The sequence below is a fragment of the Neisseria subflava genome (assembly GCF_024205745.1).
In the GTDB taxonomy this organism is placed as follows: domain Bacteria; phylum Pseudomonadota; class Gammaproteobacteria; order Burkholderiales; family Neisseriaceae; genus Neisseria; species Neisseria flavescens_B.
Window position 1 is genome coordinate 2,122,576 of record NZ_CP073117.1, and the last position, 22,004, is coordinate 2,144,579.

Sequence of the window (22,004 nt, forward strand, 5' to 3'; positions counted from 1 at the left end):
AAATACAAATCAACTATTGCTACCCAATGTGTTCAGACGGCCTTGTACCTTTATTCGCCTCATTCTCAGAAGAATCATGTGATGTTCGACAATCAGACTTCCCCAAACTCACGCGACTGGCTGCTGCTTATCTGCGGCAGTACCTACAAATTCACGCTGACCGGTTTTTATCTGGTCGCGCTGGTCGCTATTTTGAAAAACCACGGTTACAGCCTGAACCAACTGAGCTGGATACATTTAATCGGCGGTATCGAAGCGGCGAAGGTGTTGTTTGCCGCGCTGATGGAGCGACAGCCGGCGGGGCGGTTCGGGCGGTTTCGCGGCTGGCTGCTGGCGGCGACACTGGGGCTTTCGGCAGTGTTCGGGCTAATAGCCTGCACCGACATAACGCAGAACTTCGCGCTGCTTCTGGTCTGCTGCGTTTTGCTCTCGGCCATGTCGGCGGTGTACGGCTGCGCGATGCTGGGCTTGTCGTGCATCGTCCTTCCGCACCGCGAACGCGGTTTCGGCGGCGTGATTCAGACGATGGCGGCGCGCGGCGGCAAGATGATAGGCGGCGCGCTGGTATTGTGGCTGTATCAGGAATACGGGCAGACGGCGGCGGTAGGCTTTATGCTGGCGTTCAGCCTGCTGATGTTGCTGCAACTCTTGTGCTACCGCGAGCCGGACAGCCCGACGGCGCAAGGCAGTTGGACGGCGTTGGCAGCGCGGCTGGTTTCCTTTTGGCGGCGGCCTGAAACGGGCTGGCGGTGGCTGGTTTTACTGTTTGCCGTTGCCGCGCCGTATGCATTTGCGGCGGCGACTTTTGTGCCTAAGCTGGCGGATTTGGGCTTTTCCCCGAAACAGACGGGCGGGATTCTGGCGGTGGGTATTCCTGTTGCCTGCCTGATTGTTACGCCGCTATCGGGCTGGTTTTCACGCAATTATCCGCGCCGCAAACTCGTGTTCCTGCTCTACGCGCTGCAACTGCCGCTTTTGGTGTCCATGACCGCCATCGACGTGCTCGCCCGCGTTCACCCTTGGCTGCCGCCCGCGCAAATCATCGCCCTGAGTCTGAGCTACACGCTGCTGCTGCCGGTAATACTGGCTTTGGTGATGGATAAATCCGACCGCGCCACCGCCGCATTCGACAGCAGCCTGCAATTCTCCGTGGTTCTGCTCGGCAGTTACGCGGCCGGTTTTTCCGCCCTGCGGCTGGCCAAGGCTATTGGTTATACGGATGCGTATTGGGTTGCAGTGTACTTAGCTGTATTGGTAGGCCTGCTTTTATATTTGAATAAAAATTTATTTAATTATCCACAGCGTGATTCACAATAATGAGTTCAGATATTTACCCATCAATTTTAATTGAATGCTCCTCCGGATAATTTTTCATTTTATTGCACAATCTCTCAAAAAATATAACAAAAAGTGCCCATAATACTGCCGTTATTACACTCTTAAATTCAAAAGGAACCTCATGACTGCTGTTCTCATAGTTCTCGGCTTGATCGCCATTGTTGTCGGTATTTTGGGAACGATTTACCCTGCCTTGCCTGGATTGGGCTTGATGTTTGGTGGCGCATGGTTGTTGGGTTATGCCGGCGATTATCAAGTGTTTGGCTCGGGTACGCTGACCTTTTTGGCCATCGTTGCCGTATTCGGTACTGCGATGGACTATGTGGCGGGCGCATTGGGTGCAAAATATACAGGCGCAAGTAAAACCGCGGTTTGGGGTGCATTTATCGGCGGCATCGTCGGCGCATTCTTCTCCATTCCCGGCTTGTTGCTCGGCCCGTTGACCGGCGCGGCCATCGGCGAATTTATCGCACGCAAAGACACATGGCAGGCAGGCAAAGTCGGTATCGGTACGTTTATCGGCTTCATCATCGGTACCGTAGCTAAAATCGGCTGCGCATTAACTATTGCACTGACTATCCTGTTTGTTTGGTTAGCCTCATTCTTCTAAACAAAAAACATTAAAGGCCGTCTGAATTTCAAGCATTCAGACGGCCTTTTTATTTCATGGTTTATTTACCGCAGCAGGCTTTGTATTTTTTACCGTTGCCACACGGACAAGGATCGTTGCGACCTACTTTTTCGCCTTCACGGCGTACGGTTTGCGGTTTATTGATGATGGCCTGCCAGTACCAGTAAATATCAAGCAGGACATGCGGCAAGTCAGATTCCAGTTGGGTCAGCTCTTTTTCATTCAGATGCAAGATGACTTCGCCGTTTTCCTCGTCGTCATAAATACCACCCAAAGCCATAATCGGATAGAACAAATCTTCAAACTCTTCCTGATTGACTGCTTCAAACCAATCGGTAGGCACAATATCCAGTGCGTAAAGGTAGGCGTTACACCAAGTGTAGAAATCCGGATTGCCGGCTTCATCTTCATAAAACCACAAATCAGGCAGAATTTTTTCGTTGAGCTTCATGCGCATATCGGCGGCCATTGCCATAACCAAACGTTCGATTTCAGTGCGCTCTTTGGCATCAAACAAAGATTCCTCACCCAAAATCTCTGGCAGCCAGTTGGTCGGATTCAAAGCATCCGGACCGCTCAATAAAGCCATCATAAAACCTTGAACTTCATCACAACGCATGGTGTTGTGGGCTTCAGATTTGGCATCCAACAATTCCATCAATCGGCTGCGTGCCGCTTCATCAAAAGTCAGTATTTGCATTTTTGTTCCTTAAAATAAAATCGTATTATTGTTTTCAGACGGCCTGGGCATGGATACGCTGCCGCATTTGTTCAAACAGACAAACCGTTGCCGCCATCGCGACATTCAAGGATTCGGTTTGCCCCAACATGGGGATTTTGACACAGGCATCGGCCTTCTCTTTTACCGTTTCACTCACGCCGCTGCCTTCGTTGCCAAATACCCAAGCACAGGGTTGACTGAGGTCCATCTCATACAAACCGATATTGCGACCGCCCAAGGCAGTTGCCCAAATTTGATGCTGATACGTTTTCATCCAAGCGGATAATTCCACTCGGCTGAAAATAGACAGCAGAAAATGCGCACCCATCCCCGCTCGCAACACTTTGGGCGACCAGATATCCACGGAATCATTGCCGCACACAATTTGCCTGACTCCGGCCGCTGCCGCGCTACGCAAAATCGTGCCTGCATTACCGGGGTCTTGTACCCGCTCCAATACCACGCAATCGCCGTCTGAAGGCAAACCTGCCTGCTGCGGAATATCAATCCAAGTCATCACATCATCGGCATCGGTCAGACTGGTGATTTTAGACAGTGCTTCGTTACCGACCCAAGTAATCAATCCCTCATCCAACTGCGCCGTAATTTCTTGAATTTCAATATGTTGCTGTTTCTTTTCAGGCAGATACACCTGTTTGGGCGTACCTCCGCTTTGCAAATAAGTTTGCAGCAGATGTACACCTTCCAATACGGTTTCACCGCTTTCGCGCCTTGCTTTAGCCTGCGTCAGCAGACGGAATAAATGTTTGAGCTGTTCGTTTTGAGCAGAGGTAATCAGTTTCATGGAGCGCATTATAACTGTTTTAACTTCCTTGAAGCCATGCTTTCAGACGGCCTGACGGTTTTGCTTCGAAAATAAAAAACCCTTGCAATGAAGCAAGGGTTTTACATGATTTCATTTTTTACTGTACAACAGTCTGTTGCTCATTTTGCTGCTCGGTACGGACAGTCGGACGGTTTTCAAGTTTGCCGTCTTTTGCCGCATTCGGCACAACAGTCTCGCCAGGTTCGGAAGCTGCTTTTTCAACAGGCGTACCGCTTACCGGAATGATATTTTGGGCAGGCTGAACATTAGACTTCTCTGCAACTGGCATAGACTCACGAGAAGTTTGCGGTGTAAATTGCCATACTGCAACAGCAATCGCACACACGCTGGCTGCGGCCGCAAAGAATTTGAAGAAGCCGCTATTGGCCGCTTCACGCTGAGCATATTTTTCCTGTTTGCCTTCAGCTTCGGCTTGAGGCACTGTAAATGCTTTGCTTTGCATAGTTTCACCAGCAACACTCGCCGCCGCACCCTGACGGATACAGTCGCCGATAATGTGGTACTCATGCCAAGCGCGCAAGGCTTCCTCATCTGCCAATACAGCATCCAGCATCTCATCAGTCAATGCTTCACCGTCCATCAATGCAGACACATACTCCAATGCTTTATTTGTTTTTTCGTTCATTTTTATCACCACCTTTGATCTTCAGAAGTATCCAACAGCGGCCGCAAATCTTTTGCAATCAGTTCACGCGCTCTGAAAATACGCGAACGTACAGTACCTATCGGACAATCCACTACCCGAGCTATTTCTTCATAAGACAAGCCATCCATTTCCCTAAGCGTAATGGCTTGACGCATATCGTCTGGCAGTTGCGCGATGCTTGCTTCGACGGTCTGCAAGATTTCCCGATTCATCATTTCAGCTTCCGGCGTATGGTAATCCGCAATCTGATCGGTTAAATCGAGAACATCTCCCTCCTCATTGGCTGCTTCCGAGCTGACAAAAAACTGGCGACCCGAAGTGGTCAGGAAATTCTTTGCCGTATTGATACCGATACGGTACAGCCATGTATAAAATGCACTCTCACCTCGAAAATTAACCAGCGCACGATAAGCCCTAATCATTGCCTCTTGGGTTACATCGTGCACTTCATGCTCATCCTGAATAAAACGGGAAATCAGTCTGTTTAGCCGACGCTGATACTTGGACATCAGCATCTCGAATGCCTTATGGTCACCTTTCTGCGCGCGCTCCACCAAAACTTGATCTATTTGGCGATCGTTCATACCCAACCTTTAATCGTTTTACTGCTTTAAACCAAAAAATAGTAAAGCGTGCTGTGCACAATAAAGACAGCATCGCTTTGAAATAGTTCCACAAGATTACATTTAATCGCAAAAGTTTATTCGTGCAGATGCTCTAACATAAGCTGTATTGCTTATTATATATACACTTAGCACAAGTAGTTAAATTACTAATACTTACTAATTTTAAAGTTAGCCTCTTTACTTTTCTGCTATATATTTAGCTAACTTTTCATGTACAGGCAGATAGCCTTCCCCTATTTGAACATCGCTTCCCACCCGAAGATTAACAACAGCAAGGCACTTGTTGCCCATACTTACGATAATCGGCCAATATTTACGGACGAGTGGCACAATATGACACTCTTGCAATAGTTTTTCGACTGATTTTTTCCTCTCCCCCGAATAAATCACATCACCTTTGACCACATTTCGGAGTACTGCCGTCTTTTCCAACTCCTCTTCTGACAAACCTCCCTTAAACGGTAATAAAACGAAACCGTTTTCTAACAAAATATCTTTCAGACGGCCTCGAACTTCGCTGCCATTACACCAAGGCAGTTTTTGAAACTCACTTTCTTGACAAACAAACAGCTGATTCCGATATGCGACCAGTTCCCCGTCTGGCAAATTCAACTGCGCCTGATCAGCGGTTTCCAATACTCGGGCAAAATCGGCAATACTGTGATAAGACGGCAATGATTCCGTTTGCTTTCGCAAAAAATACCAAAGCAGCCGACGGCGCAAAAGCGGCGTACATTGCCGCCACAGACTGATGCTGAATATTCCGTTTGGACTGATGCGCTGGTATTCAGACTCAATTAATTCATCTAAAAGCTGCAAATCTTCCTGCAATAATCGAACATTGGCACAAATTTGCTGCTCAAAATTCGGAATACGCTGCTGCCATTGCGGCAAAGCCTGATTTCTCATCCAATTACGTAAATAACCGGAGTCTTCATTACTTTCGTCTTCAACAAAAGACAATCCCCATTGTTGGGCATACTCAGCCAATTCCTGGCGGGAAAATGCCAAAAGCGGCCGCCAGATTTGAATCTCTTCATTTAAATCACGCCATACCGGCATGGCCGCCATACCGCGCAATCCCCCCCGCGCACAGCCGACAACATAAATGTTTCGATTTGATCATTGCGGTGATGGGCCAAAACAATAATTTTCTTCAGGCCGTCTGAAAATGCCTGATATCGGGCAGCCCTGGCCGCAGCCTCCAGACCCCTTCCTTGTTTTTCCACATTGACACGGCACACCCGCAAGGCAACATTCAGACGCTGACAATAATCCTGACAAAATTTTGCCCAACTGTCGGCATTGGTACTTAAACCATGATGAACATGGACGGCACGCAAATCAAAATAGCGAAATTCACGCATCCGATGCAAAAGATGCAGCAGGACGACAGAATCCAATCCGCCACTCAAGCCAACTTCAACAACAGTATGACTCGGCAAATCAGGAAAAGCTGCTTGAAAACTTTTAAATAGGGAATCAAGGGATAGTTGCGACATTTCAGACGGCCTGAAATTGTAAATTACTCAAAAATAGAACACAAAAAAAGCAAGCAGCGACGGTATCTGCTTGCTTTTTCAGTAGTCAAACTTATTTATCGGTAAATTTACCGTAAGCCATAATGCGGTCGAAACGGCGAGAAAGCAAGTCAGGCATGGTCATGCTTTGCGCTTCGCTTAATTGCTGTTCCAAAACGGTTTTAACGTTTTTCATTGTGGTTTCAAAATCACGGTGTGCGCCGCCCAAAGGCTCATCAATTACTTTATCGATGACATCCAATTCTTGCAGGCGTTTGGCGGTAATACCCAATGCTTGCGCGGCATCCGCTGCTTTTTCAGCAGTTTTCCAAAGAATAGAGGCGCAACCTTCGGGAGAAATCACCGAATAAGTCGAGTATTGCAGCATATTGACGTAGTCGCCGACAGCCACTGCCAACGCCCCACCCGAACCGCCTTCGCCAATGATAGTGCACAATACCGGCACATGCAGGCGGGTCAGTTCGTACAAATTACGGCCGATGGCTTCAGACTGGCCGCGTTCTTCGGCGCCGATGCCCGGATACGCGCCCGGGGTATCGACAAAGGTCATGACCGGAATATTGAATTTTTCGGCAGTCTTCATCAAGCGCAATGCTTTACGGTAACCCTCAGGACGCGGCATACCGAAATTGCGGCGAATTTTTTCTTTGGTATCGCGGCCTTTTTGATGACCGATAACCATCACGCTTTGGCCGTTGAAACGCGCCAAACCGCCGACAATGGCATGATCGTCAGAATAATGGCGGTCGCCGTGCAACTCTTCAAAATCGGTAAAAATACCGTTGATATAGTCCAAAGTATAAGGACGTTGCGGATGGCGGGACACTTGTGAAATTTGAGCCGGAGTCAGCTTGCTGAAAATCGACTTGGTCAACTCGTTGCTTTTCTTTTGCAGTCTGGCAATCTCGTCGGAAATATCGACGGCAGATTCGTCTTGTACGAATCGCAACTCGTCGATTTTATTGGTTAATTCGGCGATGGGTTGTTCGAAGTCCAAAAAAACGGGTTTCATAAAACAAAGCTCTCGGTAACGGTTGCTGACATGATACGCTAATCAGACGTATTTGACAGCATTTCTCAAAGGGAAACTGCCATCTTTTGCAATAAAAAATCTTTCAGATGGCCTTTAACAAAGAAATAGTATAGCTGCACTAAACGCATGAAGTGCCGTATCTTATGATAAACTTCAATTCAGTTCAATCATTTCAAACAGGCTATGAAAAACGATCATGACAATTCGTCCATGCGCTTGGATAAATGGCTGTGGGCCGCGCGCTTTTTCAAGACCCGTGCGCTGGCACAAAAACATATCGAGCTGGGCAGGGTTTTGGTAAACGGCTCAAAAGTGAAAAACAGCAAAAATATTTCGGCCGGCGACACCATCGACATGACTTTGAACTCCCTTCCCTACAAATTCAAAGTTACCGCACTCAATCATCAACGCCGCCCGGCACCGGAAGCGCGTTTACTCTACGAAGAAGACATGAAAACGGCCGCCGAACGCGAAGCTCAAAAACAGCTCGACCAAGCCAGCCGCATCAGTGCTGCTTATCCGGACGGACGCCCAACCAAACGCGACCGCCGCCAGCTTGACCGTATGAAGCGCGATAGCTGGTAAAGCATTTCATCCATTGTTTCAGACGGCCCTATATCCATGCTGTCTGAAAACCAAAAACAGGCAGGACACCCTGCCTGTTTTTATTTGTGATGATTAAAACTTATATTCTAACTGACCACGAATAACGTTTACGTCCTGCTTATCCGTGCCGACGGTAGGCGTAACCTGTTTGCCGGCCAAATAGAAACCTTTGAGTTTCCAGTTTTTCCAAGGAATATAGGTCGCACCGATTTGCACGCCTTGGACGTTTTTGCTGTAATCCTCAACAGAAGAGACACCGGACAACGATCCGACACGGCGGTAGTTCAAGAATACGTCGTAAGAATTGCGGACGTTCCAGTCAGCCAATTTATAGCGTACTTCAGTGAACACGCCGTCATTTTTGATTTTTTGTCCGGCATCATTATAGGCCTTGATATTGGACTTGCTGACTGCGGCCATCCAATGCCAATCGTCATTAAACTTGATGTCCGTACCGATTTCTCCAAAGACCGCATTTTTCTTCGCACCGCGTACATCGATGTCCTTCATGTAGCTGACGGTTGCGCCGACGTTAATATTCTCATTCACAGGCAACATGCTTTGCACCGCAGCAAAATGTCTGCGACGGCCGCCAATGCCCCATGCGTTGTCGTTCAGATTGCCGGTACGGCGGCCTGCATAGATTTTGATAGGCAGGGTTTTATTGTCGAAGAAGATTTCGCCGCCGGTTACTTCGGCATCCCATACACGGCCGTATGAAGAGAACGCGCCAAATTTACCGACACGCGCTTTAATGTTGTTGTACAAAGTCCCTTCGGCATACAGTTTATTGACCGGCACATCATGATCGCCGTTGAACTTACCGGTTTCCAAATCGATATTCGGCTCGATTTGCGCCACCAATTTCCAATCTTTATACAGTTTTGCGCGTAACCAAAACTCCGCATTGAAGTTGGCATTGGTATCTTCAGGCGTCGGATTGATGCCGCTGTTGTTGGCATTGATGTCTTTGGTATCCGCACGTACGCGCAAGCCACCATTCACAGTCAACAAATCATTGAAAATGCTGATTTTATCGTCATCTTTGCGAATGATACTGCCGGAATTGACGTAATCGTTGGTGGTGGCCAAAGCCGCCGCATCATGTCCGCCATCAGCATTCTCTGCCAAAGAATAAGATGATGAAGCCAATAAAATACAGGTTGCAATCAGTTTGGTTTGAAATTTCATGCCGACTCTCCAAAAGAAGGTATTGAAAGTGAAGTATTCGATAAAGCGTACAACATTATGAATTTTGTATAAATCATTCATTTTATTTACTAATTATTTTTATCGTATGTAAATTAGTGTAACCAGTCAAGCAGATTTAAACGCTTTATCCTCTTTCAGACGGCCTCTTGATTCAGGTCAAACGGAAGCCTGCTCATCAGGCTGTTCAAACTGCCATTTCAAGGCATCGGCCAATGCCGTCCTGCGTTTTTGGTGGCATCCCACAGCCTGACACAATTCCTCCGCATTTCCCCAAAACACAAATCGTTCACGCGCACGGGTAATGGCCGTGTAAAGCAGAGCTTTATCCAAACCCCGTGCTTCTTCTTCGCTTTCCGTCGTTGCAGGCACTGATGGAGGCAACAGCCATACTTCCCGATATTCCGAACCTTGGCTCTTATGCACCGTCATGGCAAAAGCCGATTCAAAATCGGGCAAACGGCTGATGGCAATTTTTTTGAATCCATCTTTCTCAGGAAAAAATGCAGACAAACCATTCAATGATTCCTCATCTTTCATAATCAGCCCGATGTCGCCGTTAAACACTTCCAACATGTAATCATTGTGCGTAATCATGATGATTTGTCCGGCAAACCAAGGCGTTTCGCCCGAAGCCTTGCCTTGTCGTTGCAAGTATTCTTGATAAGCCTGATTCAAATCATCCGCATCCTGCCGCCACGCCGCCAATACCACCACATCGGCAGCATGACCATAGGCGAGTGCAACATTATTCTCTGCCACGGCCGCCCAATAATCCTGTTGCTTTTGATACAGCAAGGCAACCTGCTCTTTCAGACGGCCTGATTTCATTTCCAATTCTTTGGGGAACTTATCAAACTGTTCGACCGCAGTTTGCTTTTCCCCGGACACCACCGCCCTCGCCAAACAACCGATACCGCTGTCTGCACCAAAACGGTGGCTGAACGTCAATTTGGCATTGTTTTGCGATAAAGCCTGTGGCCGCTCTTTAATCTCAAAGCCATGATCGGGCAGGTACACCTCCAGCTTTTCAGCGGTTGCTTTATCCAAAGCCGTCGGACGCGATAATGCCGCCAATACGGCTCCCAAGCCAACCGACGGCAACTGGTTTTCATCGCCAAGCAACACCAGACGACAGCCGGTCGGCACGGCGCGCAACAAATCCAACACCAGCGGCAAATCCAACATCGAAGCCTCATCCACCACCAAAACATCCAAAGCAAGCGGATATTCATGACTAAACGCAGGGCGCATTTGCGGCGGCCGCAGTTTCAACAATCGATGGACGGTCTGCCCTTCCAAGTTTTCCAAATGCGCTTTGATACTTGGGGACAAATCAAAACCATCCAAAGCACGCTGCAAAGCTCGTGCCATATGCGCAGCCGCTTTGCCTGTCGGCGCCGCCAAAGCGATACGGGGCAGCTTCGTACTGTTATTACAAATCAGACCCAAAAGCTTTGCTACGGTCGTCGTCTTACCCGTACCCGGCCCGCCGGTAATCAGCATAAAGTTTTGCAGCAATGCCAAAGCCGCAGCATCCCGTTGCTCTTTACTGTCTTTAGTATCAAACCAGTCGCTCAGGCTTTTTGAAGCCGCCATGAAATTCACTTCTTCCGCTTCGGCACTGGCCAGCCGTTTGATTTCAACAGCCAAATCATGCTCCAACTGCCACATCCGCCCCAAAAACAATTTCCGGCCTTGCAGGATAAGCGGTTTATCCGCATTACCGACCAAGTTCGGCAAGTTGCTTAAGGCATAGACATCCTCTTTATCCAAGTAAATAAACGAATGCCCGTTTTGCAAGGCTGCAAACAATCGAACCACATAAGGCTCAATAACGGATGCGCCCTGTACTTCGTGGCGGCGGAAAAACGCTATGGCCGCATCTGCGGCAGAGGAAAGGATAGAGTCGGTCGGATTCATAGCTCAGGCTTAATTGATACGGAAAAAAGAAAGGCCGTCTGAAAAAACAGCATTTCCATAAATGAAAACCTATTTTTCAGACGGCCTCTATTATACCGTTCAAAGCATAAAATATTTGCTTGAAATAATAACCTTATTGCAGCACTTGCAGGCTGCCGTCTTTCATGGTCATTACCCGGTCGAAACGCTCAGCTAGCTCGTCATCATGGGTCACTACAATCAGACTGGTGTTCAATTCGCGTTTCAAATCCAGCATCATGTCCAGCACATTTTGCGCATTTTTACGGTCAAGGTTCCCCGTCGGTTCATCCGCCAACAGGCATTTCGGCTCATTAACCAAAGCACGGGCAATCGCCGCACGCTGACGCTCGCCGCCGGAAAGTTCGCTCGGACGGTGCAGCATACGCTTATCCAAGCCAACCTTTTTCAGCATCTTGACAGCCTTCTCCTCAGCCATCGCCTTAGGCATTTTGCCGATTAAAAGCGGCATCATGACATTTTCCAACGCAGAAAACTCAGGCAATAGATGGTGGAACTGATACACAAAGCCCAAATAACGGTTGCGCAATTCGCCTAACTGTTTTTGGCTCAAACCGCCCAAATCCTGATCCACCAGTATTACCTTGCCTTCAGACGGCATATCCAAACCGCCAAGAAGGTGCAGCAATGTGGATTTACCGCTGCCTGACGAACCGATAATACTCACGCTTTCCGCTTCGGCAACTTCAAAATCTAAATGATTCAACACTTGTACACTCAATGCGCCGTCATTATAGCTTTTGCCAACGCCGGTACATTTCAAAATTGTCTTACTCATAACGCAAAGCCTCCGCAGGTTGGGTTTTTGCAGCACGCCAGCTCGGATACAGTGTGGCGATAAATGCCAAGCCAAGCGAAATACAGGCAATAACGGCGACATCCTTCAAGTTCACATCGCTAGGCAGGTAATCGATGAAATAAACTTGAGAGTTAATCAAATGCACGCCAAACATGTCTTCAAAAAACGCGACAATCTTGCCGACATTCCAGCCCAGCAATACACCGCATACCACGCCCACAAGCGTACCGAAGAACCCCGCAAATGCGCCCTGCACCAAGAAAATCTTCATAACACCGCCCGGAGACAAACCCAAGGTGCGTAAAATCGCAATATCGGCTTGTTTTTCCGTTACCGCCATTACCAAAGAAGAGACGAGGTTAAACGCAGCAACCGCGATAATCAGTGTCAAAATGATAAACATCATGCGTTTTTCCAACTCAACGGCTTCAAAATAGCTGCGGTTGTTAAACGTCCAGTCACGCACCCATACTTCATCTTTTTTAGCATCAGGAATCAACTTGGCAATGAAAGAGGGTGCATTCTGAGGATCAGCCAATCGCAAACGCAGCCCACCGACATTTTCCCCCAGGCGATACAAGACTTGCGCATCCTTGATATGCGTCATGGCCAATGTGTTATCGACTTCATAAACACCAGTCTTTACCACACCGACCACATTAAACTGCTTCAAGCGCGGTACCACGCCGGCAGGGGTAACATTACCCTCCGGCGTAATCACTGTAACCTTGCCACCTATCTCCGTGCCCAATGCCTCAGCAAGCCCTTGACCCAAAATAATATCAAATTCGCCCGGCTTCAAATCGTCAAAACTGCCGGCCGGCATATCCTTGCCGTAATCAACGACATTTTTTTCTTCAGACGGCAAAATACCGCGTATCTGCACACCGCGCACTTCCCCGGCATTGGCAAGCAAAGCCTGATCGGAAACATAAGGCGCGCTGGCCAATACTTCCTTTTTGCCTTTTACAAATTCGCGCAAATTCTGCCAACCCGGCGCACTGCCGACATCGTAATAGCCGATTTCCGCATGAGGTGCAACGTTCAATAATTGACCGCGTATCTCTTTCTGAAATCCGTTCATTACGGATAACACCACAATCAGCGCCGTTACACCCAAGGCGATACCGGCGATTGAAATCATGGTAATAAATGACATAAAGCCGTTGCGTTTTTTCGCACGCAGATAGCGCAGGCCTATCCAAGTTTCTAAAGAAGCCATTCAAAAATGCCTCATTCGTTTGTCAAAAAAGGCTTATTGTACCGTAAAACCGACAGGTCGTCCGATTGCCCGACTGATGTAGCATTCAGGGATAAAGTGTATGTAAAACCATGTATCTTCCCGTAAATTCCGCCGAAAAACTTGCACAATCGGCCAATCGCCCTTATTCTGAAGCTGTGACACACTTTGTCACCATCAAAAAGGAAATACACTAATGAACAGCAAAAAATTCTTGGCCCTCGTATCTGTAGCTGTAGGTTTGTCATTCAGCTTCAATGCATATGCCGCCAAAGAAATCAAAATCAGTTCAAACAATACCGCTTACTCCGACGCCGATGTTCAAAAACTGGCAGCCACTGCTGTCGGCATGGGCGTAAAAGAACCTGTCAGCCTTAACAGCGGAAACGGTGTTGTTACCGTATCCGGCAGCAGCGCAACCAAATGTGCATTCAAAGTCGGCAACGGCGATACGCCTCAAATTCAAGGCGTCAGCTGCAAATAATCTGATTTAATCAATGAAAAGGCCGTCTGAAAGATTTTCAGACGGCCTTTTTATATTGGCATTTAAGATTGGATATTTCTTCTATCGTAAACTGCTTGAGCCAAAGTACCGGCATCCACATATTCCATCTCGCCACCCAAAGGGATTCCCCTCGCCAATCGGCTGACTTTATAAGGAAGGTTTTTAAATAATTCTGCCAATACATACGCTGTCGCATCGCCTTCGGCTGTGAAGTTGGTTGCAATGATAATTTCCTCAATATCACTCGCCTGCAAACGGGCAACCAGCTTATCTAATGCCACTGCCGAAATATCCATACCCTGCGCCGGACTGACTTGCCCCATCAAAACAAAATACAGACCATCATGACAATTAGCCGCCTCCATACTGGAGACATCCGCCGGCATATGTACAATCATCAAGCGGCTTTTCTCACGTTTTTCATCCGCACAAATTTCACACAAATCGCCTTCGCAAAATGTGTTGCACATCCGACAATGCTGCACCTGTCTCAAGGCAAATTGCAAAGCATCCACCAACTCCTGAGCTTCTTCACGTTTGTACTGTAAAAGCTGATAAGCCATGCGCTGGGCGGATTTCGGGCCGACATTGGGCAGGATTTTTAATGCATTAATCAAGCGGACAAAGGCATCAGGATTTTTACTCATGATTTCAGACGGCCTTTAAAAAGATAGCTAAAAATAAGAAAACAGCCGGAATTCATCCGGCTGCCCTACTCAAATACTCTGCTTATTCGGCAGCATTATTAACTTGCTGTGCGCCTTGCGTACGATCGATTTTCTTACCCAAATACTGGAGTAAATTATCGAACACATTGGCAGAAAGCTGCTGAACCAAAGCCTGTTTGGCAGCCGGAATCTGTGAATCGGCATTTTCAGGAGCAGAAACGCTCTGAACTTCCATAATCACCGGTGCAGGCATACCTTCCAATAATGCATACGCAGGTTTACCGCCGACAGGACGTGCTTTCAACAAAGCCGCATAAGCCTCCGGAGACATGGTTCTACGCGCATCTTGCGCGCTCAATTGCGAAACAGGCGACCATTGAACGTCGACAGTTTTACCGGCTTTCAACGCAGCCAAAGTTTCTTGGGCTTTCTTCTCTGCCAGTTTGGCGGCTTCAGAGCGCAGATATGCTGCACGGACAGTATCTTTGACCTCTACAAATGGTGCAATTTTCTCTTCGCGCACTTCTTTCGCACGAATGACCCAAACGGTTTCGTTGTTGATGGCAATGACTTCAGAATTGTGTTTTTTCTTCAGTACATCGTCGCTAAACGCAGCATTAATTAACGCTTCAGGCAAACCGGCCTCTTTCGCACCTGCTTTGGTTACCCATTCATCCAAGTTTTCCACTTTCAAGCCTGAATTGGCGGCTGCTTTTGCCAAAGAAGATGGATCATTAAAGGCATCTTCACCCAATTTTTCTTTGGCCGCGTTAAAGGCAGAAGCTGCTTTTTTCAGTTTCAAGGCTGCTTCTATACGCGCTTTGGCTTGTTCCAAAGTCGGCTCAGCTTCGACATTCAAAACTTTGATGACGTGATAACCCAAAGACGATTTAACGGTATCGCTGACTTCGCCTTTGCCCAATGCAAATGCCGCTTTATCGAATTCAGGTCCAAAGCCGCTGCCGCCGCTTTTGCTCAGGTAGCCCAAATTGCCGCCTTTATTGCTGCTGGACAAATCTTTGGAGTACTTGGCCGCCAGTTCGGCAAAAGCATCCGGGTGCGCTTTGAGCTCTGCAGCCATTTTATCCACTTCGGCTTTAATTTCCGCATTGCTTGCTTCATCTCCGTTAGGTATAACCGGTATGAAAATATGCGCAATTTCAGCTCTTGGCGACAAATCTACGCTTTTGCTGTCGTAAGCTTTTTGTACTTCTTCCGCACTGACGGTTTGCTTGTCAGCCAAATCCTTGATGCTTAAAGCCACATATTCCAGCTTAACGGCTTGAGGAATCAAGTAATCTTTCTTATGCGCTTCATAATATTTTTGCAAAGCCGCATCATCTACTTTGACTTGTGCCACAAATGCTTCAGGGCTGAACGTAAATGAACGGATGGTACGCGTAGCTTGAGTCAGGTTAATTAATTGACGCGCTTGCGCATCGCTGACCAAAGCGCCGTTTTGCACCAAATTCAACAGATTTTGCAATTGAAACTGTTCACGGATATCTTCAACGAACTGATCCTCGGTCATCCTGCGTTGATCCAAATATTTCTTGAGCAAATCCTGGCTGAATTTACCGGAAGCATCATGGAAATTCGGATCATCCACGATAACTTGCTTGATTTGTTCCTGAGACACAGCGATGCCCATCAGCTTGGCACCCTGCTTCAGATAAGCACGTTGCAATAACGATTGGAATACCGCATCACGCGAAGGCGCAGTATTGCCGGCAGCTTGCTCATTTTGTATCGCAATCTGTAAAGCATGCTCGCTGACCTTCTCATCCCCGACTTTGACAATGTAATCAGAACCCGGCGAAGACAAATTATTGGCACCGAATCCGATAAAGGTCAGACCGATGATACCTAAAACAATCTGGGCGGGTGTTTTATATTTTTCAACAATATGGAACATATTTATCCGAAAGAAAAGTTTGGCGCGGCAGCCGGAAAATGCTGCCGCAAAAATCTTAAAATCCTGAAAACAGGCTCAAAGCGCGTATTGTAACGTATTTTTTCGAGGCTTGCTTTTTCAGACGGCCTAAAAACCTAAAAATGCCTTATCCGAAAATTTCCTGATACGCTTCTACTGAAAATCCGACATGAACCTGTCCTTCTTTGACCAATACAGGCCGCTTGATGATGCTGGGATTTTCCATCATCAAAGCAATCGCACCTTCTTTTGTTGCGGCAGATTCTTGCGCATCTTTATCCAACTTGCGCCAAGTCGTGCCTCTTTTATTGAGCAAAATTTCCAAAGCTGCCTGCTCCAGCCAGCCATCAATCAATTCGGCAGTCGGGGCGTTTTTCTTAAAATCTACAAACTCAAACTCGATGCCGTTTTCTGCCAACCAACTGCGCGCTTTTTTAACCGTATCGCAATTGGGAATACCGTATAGTTTTATCATCTTATTTATCCTTGGTTTTATTTATAAAATCACAAATTCAGGCCGTCTGAAAATTTTCAGACGGCCTGAATTGAATGCCGCTTATTTCTTAGCAGCTTTCTTCACTTTAATCTTCACGCTTTTGCCTTGAGCATTATTTTTACCTCCGGCTTTGACGGAAGCTGTTTTCGCCTGCACTTTTTTCTTGCTTGCAGCTTTAGGTTTGCTTGGCTTAGCGGGCTTGGAGGCAGGTTTACTTTTCGCCTTGCTCTTCTTTGCCTTCACAGGAGCAGCCAACGCTTCATCAATTTCTTTAGCCGAAAGTTTACGCTTACGCTTTTCGACAGGCTTATCAGCAGCTATTGGCTTGCTTACAGATTTTGCTTTTCTACCGCCGCGCTTCTTACCGACTGAACCGCCGCTGACTAAGGTCAAATCAATCTTGCTGGTATCCAAATCGGCACGCGCGACTTTTACAGTGACCGTATCGCCCATGTTGAAACGGACACCGCTGCGTTCGCCTTCAATCGCCATAATTTCAGGACGGAAGTTGAAATAATCTTCTCCCAAATCGCTGATGTGTACCAAGCCGTCGATATGAATGTCGTCCAAGGTTACAAAAATACCGAAGCTGGTCATGCCCGAAATCTTGCCGCTGAAGACTTCGCCGACTTTGTCGCGCATATAATAAGTTTTCAGCCAATTTTCCACATCGCGGCTGGCATCGTCGGCTCGGCGCTCGCAGAAAGAGGTATGCACGCCCAAAGCCTGCCAGGTTTTATTGGGTTGGTAAGTTTGTCCGTTCAATACAGCTTTGATGGCACGATGCACCGTCAAATCCGGATAACGGCGGATAGGCGAAGTAAAGTGTGCATATGCACCATAAGCCAAACCAAAGTGACCGTCACAATGCGGCTCATAAACCGCCTGTTGCATAGAACGCAACATCATCACTTGCAACAGTTCCGCATCCGGACGGTTTTTAAATTGCTCGGCAAGCGCAGCATAGTCTTTCGGCGTCGGATTATCGCCGCCACCCAAACTCAGCCCCAGCAAACCAAGCTGCTCGCGTAAAGTAGCCAGTTTTTCGGGAGTCGGGCCCAAGTGATTGCGGAATAAAGCCGTATGTTTGTTTTTCAGCAAGAACTCTGCCGCGCAAACATTCGCCGCCAACATACATTCTTCAATCAGCTTGTGCGCATCGTTGCGGACAACGGGAACAATCTTGTCGATTTTACCGTTGTCGTCAAAAATCATCTGGGTTTCAACGCTCTCAAATTCAACCGCGCCACGCTCAAAACGTTTTTTCTGCAAGATTTTAAATAACTGATACAGAGTATCGATTTGTTGCTTAAACGGATGATCCTGGCCGTCTGAAATCCAATCCCAAACTTGATTGTAGGTTAGTCGCGCATGTGAACGCATTACTGCCGGATAGAAACGGTATTCCTTGATATTGCCGGCATAAGTAATCACCATATCGCACACCATACACAGGCGTTCGACATCAGGATTGAGCGAGCAGATGCCGTTGGACAAATTCTCCGGCAGCATCGGAATCACACGGCGTGGGAAATACACGCTGGTACTGCGTTCTTGAGCATCTACATCAATCGCATCATCAGGGCAGACATAATGACTGACATCGGCTATCGCCACCACCAAACGGTAATTGCGGCCGATTTTTTCGGCAAAAACCGCATCGTCAAAGTCCCGTGCAGTTTCACCGTCAATGGTTACCAAAGGCAAATCGCGTAGGTTCACGCGCCCTTTCAAGTCGGTTTTACGCACATGATCGGGAATTTTCTTCGCGGCTTTAACACATGCTTCGCTGAATTGATGAGGCAAATGGTGCTTGCGCACGGCGATTTCGATTTCCATACCGCTGTCGGCATAATCGCCCAACACTTCAATGATTTTCGCTACGGCAGGGCGGTTTTGCTCGGGGTAAGTCTCAATTTCACCGACAATGACTTGACCGGATTGCGGTTTAAAGTGCGCTACGCTTTCAGGTTCCAAAACAATGCTTTGATTCAAGCGTTTGTCTTCGGCCTCCAAAATCGCCACACCGCGATCCATATAAAAACGGCCGACCACTTTAGACTGCGCACGCTCCACCACATCTAAAACCGTACCTTCGCGACGGCCTCTGCGGTCAATACCGGCAGGGCGCACGGTAACAATATCCCCGTGCATCACACCGCGCATCTGACGCTCATACAAAACGAAATCGCCCTCACCTGTCGGCGTTAGCGGCACGGCAAAACCAAAGCCGTCTTTATGCGCCTCGACACGGCATTTAACCAATGCCAATTTTTCTGCCGCACACACCGCGCCACGTCTGTTAATCAACACCTGACCATCACGCGCCATCGCTTTCAGACGGCGTTCGAAGAATTCATATTCATCTTCTGTAATCGACAATTCATGTGCCAAAGCTTCGATTTTGGTCGGCACACCTTTTTGTTCCAATAATTCAATAACCCATTCGCGGCTGGGCAACGGATGAGCGTAACGTTGTTTCTCCCGCTCCAAATACGGGTCTTTTTCTCGTAAATTTAAAGATTTAGTATTTTTGTTCATTTTGATAGTTGACATTCTTTTTTTAAAATATATAATAGCTGCTTCTTCGCAGTTCAGGTAGTCAACTCTACCTTAAATTGAAGAATAAAGCAAAGCCCAGGTGGCGGAATTGGTAGACGCGCTAGCTTCAGGTGCTAGTGTCCTCACGGGCGTGGAAGTTCGAGTCTTCTCCTGGGCACCAAATAATTTGGTGCTTCTTTGCTTAAGAAAATTTAAATTGCCCAGGTGGCGGAATTGGTAGACGCGCTAGCTTCAGGTGCTAGTATCCTCACGGGTGTGGAAGTTCGAGTCTTCTCCTGGGCACCACTGATAAATCAATCAGTCAAGTTTTCACATTATTCTGATAACCAGTCAGGATAATAGTCCACAGAGAGGTGGATGAGTGGTTTAAGTCGCACGCCTGGAAAGCGTGTATACGTGAATAGCGTATCGAGGGTTCGAATCCCTTCCTCTCTGCCAGATACTAAAGACACCAGCTAACGGTGTCTTTTTCATATCTACTCTTCTTAAAAATATTATATTACATTACACTTTTCTTTCTCTTACCTTCTAATCAGAAACTTGCCACTCATTCTTATCTTATATTTAACCTTAATGATTAAAGGCCGTCTGAAAGTTTTCAGACGGCCTCTTTCTTAAAACTTACCAAATCCCAAACCATTGTTTATCAGACTGCTTTTTATTGCCGTTCTGCTGCTCGTGGTTTTGACGGCGAAATTGCCAAGGCGCTTGCGGATTGTCTTTTTTCCATAAACCTTTACGCTTTTCCTTGGCTTGTTTTTGTGCGGCCGAATAGTCGGTGTAAGCGGTTTTACTTTGTTGTTTTTTGGCATAACTTTCATAATGCCATGCGGCGCCATCCCGTATCTGCATCAAATTCAGGTCAATCGTGCCGACTGATACTTGGGCAACTTCGCGCTGGTAGCGGTCGGCTTCAAACACGCGGACTTTGGCTTTTTTATGCAATGCGGCATCAATCAAATTGTCTCGTGATTGCGTACCATAAGTCTGGTTAATTTCCGGCGCATCGATATAGGCCATGCGGATTTTGTGTTTCCTGCCGTCGCTATCGATAATGTGCATGGTATCTCCATCATGGATTTTGATGATTTTTCCATTGTATGTGTAGGATTGTCGCGATGACTTTTGTTTTTGTTCCGGTTTGGGTTTGGGTTTAGCTTCGGCTTTGGTGTCAGATGTGGCTTTGACGACATTTTCACCCAGCCATTCATTGGCCTTTTCCAAACCGATATTGTCGCCTTGTGCCAATGTTGCAGCAACGCTTACTCCGGTACGAATCAACTCGGTATCGCGTGAGCTGTAACCAAGTGCGCCCAAAACGGATAAAACAACGGGCAACCATTTTATAATTTTACTGATTTGCATATTTTGCCAAATTGAAGGCCGTCTGAAAGACCTGATGTACTTTCAGACGGCCTTTAAGATTGATTAATCTTCATTAATCCTGACAAGGCAGGATGACTTTTGCACCTTCTGCCGTACCCAAAACCAACACATCAGCAGCATCGCGGGCAAAAATACCGTTTTCGAGTACGCCGGTGATTTTATTGATTTCGTCTTCCATTTTCAGGGCTTGGTCGATATTGAGGCCGTGAACATCAACGATTTGATTGCCATAGAAAGTCGTATAGCCAACACGCAACTCAGGCTGTCCACCCATGGCAAGCAGTTTGCGTGACACCAGCGAACGGGCATTTTCAACCACTTCTACCGGCAATGGAAATTTGCCCAAACGGGAAACATATTTGCTTTCATCGGCGATACAGACAAATTTATCGGATGCGCTGGCCACGATTTTTTCGTTCAAATGCGCACCGCCGCCGCCTTTAATCATTTGCAGTGCGTGGTTGACTTCGTCTGCGCCGTCAACATAAACCGCCAAACCCATCACTTCATTCAGTGAAACTTCTGGAATCTCGTATTTCGCCAAAAGCTCGCTGGATTTTTTAGAAGTAGACACGGTACCCTTAATTTTCTTACCGCTTTTACCCAAAGCTTCGATAAAAAAGTTGATGGTAGAGCCGGTACCGATACCGATGTATTCGTTTTCAGGAACAAATTCCACCGCTTTTTCGGCGGCAATACGTTTGAGTTCGTCTTGAGTTGCCATGTTGTCAGTCTTTCAGTTTGAATAATAAAGTAATTTTAAGCTCTTAGGCTTTAATCAGCAATACTGCCGCTTGCGCTTCAATGGCTTCCATACGCCCCAGATAGCCAAGTTTTTCGTTGGTTTTACCCTTGATGTTCACGCAGTTTTCAGGCAAACCCAAATCTGCAGCAATATTGGCGCGCATTGCCGGAATATGCGGCGCAAGTTTTGGCTTTTGCGCAATCACGGTCGTATCGATATTAACCACCTTCCAACCCAACTCCTGCACGCTTTGATAAGCCTCGCGCAACAGCACACGGCTATCGGCATCTTTGAAGTCGGCGGCAGTATCAGGAAAATGACTGCCGATATCACCCAAACCGGCCGCACCCAACAGGGCATCGGTAATCGCATGCAAAAGCGCATCGGCATCTGAATGACCCAGCAATCCTTTTTCAAACGGAATGTTGATACCGCCGAGTATCAAATTTCGGCCTTCGACCAACTGATGGACATCGTAGCCCTGTCCGACACGGATATTCATGTTTGTTT

General features: G+C 47.3%; 21 protein-coding genes, 3 tRNA genes and 1 pseudogene. 7 read left to right on the top strand and 18 right to left on the bottom strand.

The window, feature by feature from the left end; genetic code table 11:
* Positions 1–81 precede the first annotated feature (81 nt).
* A complete protein-coding gene (locus KCG55_RS10095; RefSeq protein WP_254322954.1) occupies positions 82–1,317 on the top strand; it encodes an MFS transporter in 1,236 nt (411 codons plus the stop codon).
* Positions 1,318–1,459: 142 nt separating this feature from the next.
* Positions 1,460–1,948 carry a DUF456 domain-containing protein gene (locus tag KCG55_RS10100; protein ID WP_063075298.1) on the top strand — a complete coding sequence of 163 codons (489 nt, stop codon included), beginning with the start codon at positions 1,460–1,462 and terminating at the stop codon, positions 1,946–1,948.
* A 61-nt stretch (positions 1,949–2,009) separates the two neighbouring features.
* Here the strand turns inward: KCG55_RS10100 and KCG55_RS10105 are convergent, their stop codons facing one another.
* The 7 genes and pseudogenes from KCG55_RS10105 to KCG55_RS10135 form a co-directional block, all read right to left on the bottom strand.
* Positions 2,010–2,669, bottom strand: a complete 660-nt coding sequence (locus KCG55_RS10105) for a YecA family protein (protein ID WP_254322955.1) — start codon at positions 2,667–2,669, stop codon at positions 2,010–2,012.
* 34 nt (positions 2,670–2,703) lie between these two features.
* The gene (locus tag KCG55_RS10110) at positions 2,704–3,495 is read right to left on the bottom strand and encodes a TrmH family RNA methyltransferase (RefSeq protein WP_254322956.1); all 792 of its coding nucleotides are present in this window, start codon (positions 3,493–3,495) and stop codon (positions 2,704–2,706) included.
* 118 nt (positions 3,496–3,613) lie between these two features.
* Positions 3,614–4,162, bottom strand: a complete 549-nt coding sequence (locus KCG55_RS10115; protein WP_254322957.1) for a sigma-E factor negative regulatory protein — start codon at positions 4,160–4,162, stop codon at positions 3,614–3,616.
* A gap of 5 nt (positions 4,163–4,167) precedes the next feature.
* Positions 4,168–4,767 (bottom strand): RNA polymerase sigma factor RpoE, encoded by a 600-nt coding sequence (rpoE, locus tag KCG55_RS10120; protein WP_004519728.1) that lies wholly within the window; start codon positions 4,765–4,767, stop codon positions 4,168–4,170.
* 219 nt (positions 4,768–4,986) lie between these two features.
* Positions 4,987–5,718, bottom strand: coding sequence for a tRNA lysidine(34) synthetase TilS (gene tilS, locus KCG55_RS10125; protein ID WP_432761072.1), 732 nt, complete (start codon positions 5,716–5,718; stop codon positions 4,987–4,989).
* 48 nt (positions 5,719–5,766) lie between these two features.
* Positions 5,767–6,311: pseudogene (gene tilS, locus KCG55_RS10130) on the bottom strand (tRNA lysidine(34) synthetase TilS); the annotation flags it as partial.
* Positions 6,312–6,402: 91 nt separating this feature from the next.
* Positions 6,403–7,362, bottom strand: a complete 960-nt coding sequence (locus tag KCG55_RS10135) for an acetyl-CoA carboxylase carboxyltransferase subunit alpha (protein WP_070591224.1) — start codon at positions 7,360–7,362, stop codon at positions 6,403–6,405.
* A 204-nt stretch (positions 7,363–7,566) separates the two neighbouring features.
* On the opposite strand from KCG55_RS10135, the gene KCG55_RS10140 reads away from it, so the two are divergent.
* Entirely contained in the window at positions 7,567–7,968 is a 402-nt protein-coding gene (locus tag KCG55_RS10140) for an RNA-binding S4 domain-containing protein (RefSeq protein WP_036490717.1), read from the top strand.
* Between the two features lie 93 nt (positions 7,969–8,061).
* On the opposite strand, the gene KCG55_RS10145 is transcribed toward KCG55_RS10140, so the two are convergent.
* The 4 genes from KCG55_RS10145 to KCG55_RS10160 form a co-directional block, all read right to left on the bottom strand.
* On the bottom strand, positions 8,062–9,180 hold the full coding sequence (locus tag KCG55_RS10145; RefSeq protein ID WP_432761073.1) for a hypothetical protein: 1,119 nt from the start codon (positions 9,178–9,180) through the stop codon (positions 8,062–8,064).
* Positions 9,181–9,357: 177 nt separating this feature from the next.
* Positions 9,358–11,121, bottom strand: a complete 1,764-nt coding sequence (gene recD, locus KCG55_RS10150; protein ID WP_254322961.1) for an exodeoxyribonuclease V subunit alpha — start codon at positions 11,119–11,121, stop codon at positions 9,358–9,360.
* 133 nt (positions 11,122–11,254) lie between these two features.
* Positions 11,255–11,938 (bottom strand): lipoprotein-releasing ABC transporter ATP-binding protein LolD, encoded by a 684-nt coding sequence (lolD, locus tag KCG55_RS10155; protein ID WP_254322962.1) that lies wholly within the window; start codon positions 11,936–11,938, stop codon positions 11,255–11,257.
* Entirely contained in the window at positions 11,931–13,181 is a 1,251-nt protein-coding gene (locus tag KCG55_RS10160; RefSeq protein WP_150537405.1) for a lipoprotein-releasing ABC transporter permease subunit, read from the bottom strand. Before KCG55_RS10160 ends, lolD begins: the two co-directional genes overlap by 8 nt.
* 214 nt (positions 13,182–13,395) lie before the next feature.
* Here KCG55_RS10160 and KCG55_RS10165 point away from each other — a divergent pair, with 214 nt between their 5' ends.
* On the top strand, positions 13,396–13,683 hold the full coding sequence (locus KCG55_RS10165; protein ID WP_003683377.1) for a hypothetical protein: 288 nt from the start codon (positions 13,396–13,398) through the stop codon (positions 13,681–13,683).
* A 62-nt stretch (positions 13,684–13,745) separates the two neighbouring features.
* On the opposite strand, the gene recR is transcribed toward KCG55_RS10165, so the two are convergent.
* From recR to rnr, 4 genes are all read right to left on the bottom strand, one after another.
* The gene (gene recR, locus KCG55_RS10170; RefSeq protein ID WP_003679078.1) at positions 13,746–14,351 is read right to left on the bottom strand and encodes a recombination mediator RecR; all 606 of its coding nucleotides are present in this window, start codon (positions 14,349–14,351) and stop codon (positions 13,746–13,748) included.
* 82 nt (positions 14,352–14,433) lie between these two features.
* On the bottom strand, positions 14,434–16,287 hold the full coding sequence (locus tag KCG55_RS10175; protein ID WP_254322963.1) for a SurA N-terminal domain-containing protein: 1,854 nt from the start codon (positions 16,285–16,287) through the stop codon (positions 14,434–14,436).
* 145 nt (positions 16,288–16,432) lie between these two features.
* A complete protein-coding gene (locus KCG55_RS10180) occupies positions 16,433–16,780 on the bottom strand; it encodes an ArsC family reductase (protein ID WP_250579753.1) in 348 nt (115 codons plus the stop codon).
* Between the two features lie 81 nt (positions 16,781–16,861).
* A complete protein-coding gene (gene rnr / locus KCG55_RS10185; RefSeq protein WP_254322964.1) occupies positions 16,862–19,342 on the bottom strand; it encodes a ribonuclease R in 2,481 nt (826 codons plus the stop codon).
* 94 nt (positions 19,343–19,436) lie between these two features.
* Between rnr and KCG55_RS10190 the strand changes: the two genes are divergently transcribed.
* The 3 genes from KCG55_RS10190 (at position 19,437) to KCG55_RS10200 (ending at position 19,801) form a co-directional block, all read left to right on the top strand.
* Positions 19,437–19,523: transfer RNA gene (locus KCG55_RS10190), tRNA-Leu, on the top strand.
* A gap of 38 nt (positions 19,524–19,561) precedes the next feature.
* Positions 19,562–19,648: transfer RNA gene (locus KCG55_RS10195), tRNA-Leu, on the top strand.
* A 62-nt stretch (positions 19,649–19,710) separates the two neighbouring features.
* Positions 19,711–19,801: transfer RNA gene (locus tag KCG55_RS10200), tRNA-Ser, on the top strand.
* 183 nt (positions 19,802–19,984) lie between these two features.
* Here the strand turns inward: KCG55_RS10200 and KCG55_RS10205 are convergent.
* The 3 genes from KCG55_RS10205 to ispF form a co-directional block, all read right to left on the bottom strand.
* Positions 19,985–20,728 carry a thermonuclease family protein gene (locus tag KCG55_RS10205; RefSeq protein WP_254322965.1) on the bottom strand — a complete coding sequence of 248 codons (744 nt, stop codon included), beginning with the start codon at positions 20,726–20,728 and terminating at the stop codon, positions 19,985–19,987.
* A gap of 73 nt (positions 20,729–20,801) precedes the next feature.
* The gene (rpiA, locus tag KCG55_RS10210) at positions 20,802–21,473 is read right to left on the bottom strand and encodes a ribose-5-phosphate isomerase RpiA (protein ID WP_254322966.1); all 672 of its coding nucleotides are present in this window, start codon (positions 21,471–21,473) and stop codon (positions 20,802–20,804) included.
* Positions 21,474–21,516: 43 nt separating this feature from the next.
* Positions 21,517–21,996, bottom strand: a complete 480-nt coding sequence (gene ispF, locus KCG55_RS10215; RefSeq protein ID WP_254322967.1) for a 2-C-methyl-D-erythritol 2,4-cyclodiphosphate synthase — start codon at positions 21,994–21,996, stop codon at positions 21,517–21,519.
* Positions 21,997–22,004 lie beyond the last annotated feature (8 nt).

Coding starts and splice junctions, on each gene's coding strand:
- KCG55_RS10095 (WP_254322954.1), top strand. CDS start 82: ATGTTCGACAATCAGACTTCCCCAAACTCACGCGACTGGCTGCTGCTT.
- KCG55_RS10100 (WP_063075298.1), top strand. CDS start 1,460: ATGACTGCTGTTCTCATAGTTCTCGGCTTGATCGCCATTGTTGTCGGT.
- KCG55_RS10105 (WP_254322955.1), bottom strand. CDS start 2,669: ATGCAAATACTGACTTTTGATGAAGCGGCACGCAGCCGATTGATGGAA.
- KCG55_RS10110 (WP_254322956.1), bottom strand. CDS start 3,495: ATGAAACTGATTACCTCTGCTCAAAACGAACAGCTCAAACATTTATTC.
- KCG55_RS10115 (WP_254322957.1), bottom strand. CDS start 4,162: ATGAACGAAAAAACAAATAAAGCATTGGAGTATGTGTCTGCATTGATG.
- rpoE (WP_004519728.1), bottom strand. CDS start 4,767: ATGAACGATCGCCAAATAGATCAAGTTTTGGTGGAGCGCGCGCAGAAA.
- tilS (WP_432761072.1), bottom strand. CDS start 5,718: ATGAGAAATCAGGCTTTGCCGCAATGGCAGCAGCGTATTCCGAATTTT.
- KCG55_RS10135 (WP_070591224.1), bottom strand. CDS start 7,362: ATGAAACCCGTTTTTTTGGACTTCGAACAACCCATCGCCGAATTAACC.
- KCG55_RS10140 (WP_036490717.1), top strand. CDS start 7,567: ATGAAAAACGATCATGACAATTCGTCCATGCGCTTGGATAAATGGCTG.
- KCG55_RS10145 (WP_432761073.1), bottom strand. CDS start 9,180: ATGAAATTTCAAACCAAACTGATTGCAACCTGTATTTTATTGGCTTCA.
- recD (WP_254322961.1), bottom strand. CDS start 11,121: ATGAATCCGACCGACTCTATCCTTTCCTCTGCCGCAGATGCGGCCATA.
- lolD (WP_254322962.1), bottom strand. CDS start 11,938: ATGAGTAAGACAATTTTGAAATGTACCGGCGTTGGCAAAAGCTATAAT.
- KCG55_RS10160 (WP_150537405.1), bottom strand. CDS start 13,181: ATGGCTTCTTTAGAAACTTGGATAGGCCTGCGCTATCTGCGTGCGAAA.
- KCG55_RS10165 (WP_003683377.1), top strand. CDS start 13,396: ATGAACAGCAAAAAATTCTTGGCCCTCGTATCTGTAGCTGTAGGTTTG.
- recR (WP_003679078.1), bottom strand. CDS start 14,351: ATGAGTAAAAATCCTGATGCCTTTGTCCGCTTGATTAATGCATTAAAA.
- KCG55_RS10175 (WP_254322963.1), bottom strand. CDS start 16,287: ATGTTCCATATTGTTGAAAAATATAAAACACCCGCCCAGATTGTTTTA.
- KCG55_RS10180 (WP_250579753.1), bottom strand. CDS start 16,780: ATGATAAAACTATACGGTATTCCCAATTGCGATACGGTTAAAAAAGCG.
- rnr (WP_254322964.1), bottom strand. CDS start 19,342: ATGAACAAAAATACTAAATCTTTAAATTTACGAGAAAAAGACCCGTAT.
- KCG55_RS10205 (WP_254322965.1), bottom strand. CDS start 20,728: ATGCAAATCAGTAAAATTATAAAATGGTTGCCCGTTGTTTTATCCGTT.
- rpiA (WP_254322966.1), bottom strand. CDS start 21,473: ATGGCAACTCAAGACGAACTCAAACGTATTGCCGCCGAAAAAGCGGTG.
- ispF (WP_254322967.1), bottom strand. CDS start 21,996: ATGAATATCCGTGTCGGACAGGGCTACGATGTCCATCAGTTGGTCGAA.